At 50.3% G+C, this 551-nt stretch carries 2 pseudogenes; both read left to right on the top strand.

Annotation, left to right across the window (positions count from 1 at the left end):
* Window positions 1-230, top strand: a pseudogene (locus MMA19_RS26480) (hypothetical protein); the annotation flags it as partial.
* Window positions 231-368: 138 nt separating this feature from the next.
* Window positions 369-551 (top strand): annotated as a pseudogene (locus tag MMA19_RS26475) (IS5/IS1182 family transposase); the annotation flags it as partial.

Below are 551 nucleotides of genomic sequence, written 5' to 3'. Positions count from 1 at the left end.
AGAATGCCAAAAGAGCGCGCGATCTACAGAAGACTATGGATTCGCAGCAAAAACGCCTACAGAGCGTTACAGAGCCTTTTAAAGGACTTTCCCGGGAGCAGATGACCCATATTCTGACGATGGCGCAGACGTTCCAGCAACAGAATCACGATCGTGAAAAACAGCGCCAGCTTGAACGGGAGCAGGAACGCCAGCAACGTCAGAAAACTGACAGAGGTATTAGCCGATGAGTGAAAAGCAGCGCCGTGAAGGGTTTCGAAAAGCGGAAGCATCACTAAGACTTGAGGGAATGGATCCTAGGGAAGGTGCGAACAAGTCCCTGATATGAGATCATGTTTGTCATCTGGAGCCATGGAACAGGGTTCATCATGAGTCATCAACTTACCTTCGCCGACAGTGAATTCAGCAGTAAGCGCCGTCAGACCAGAAAAGAGATTTTCTTGTCCCGCATGGAGCAGATTCTGCCATGGCAAAACATGGTGGAAGTCATCGAGCCGTTTTACCCCAAGGCTGGTAATGGCCGGCGACCTTATCCGCTGGAAACCATGCTA

The organism is Vibrio sp. CyArs1 (assembly GCF_022432925.1).
Lineage (GTDB): Bacteria > Pseudomonadota > Gammaproteobacteria > Enterobacterales > Vibrionaceae > Vibrio > Vibrio mediterranei.
The sequence above is the reverse complement of the archived record's forward strand: the minus strand, read 5'-3'. Positions and strand labels throughout refer to the sequence as shown.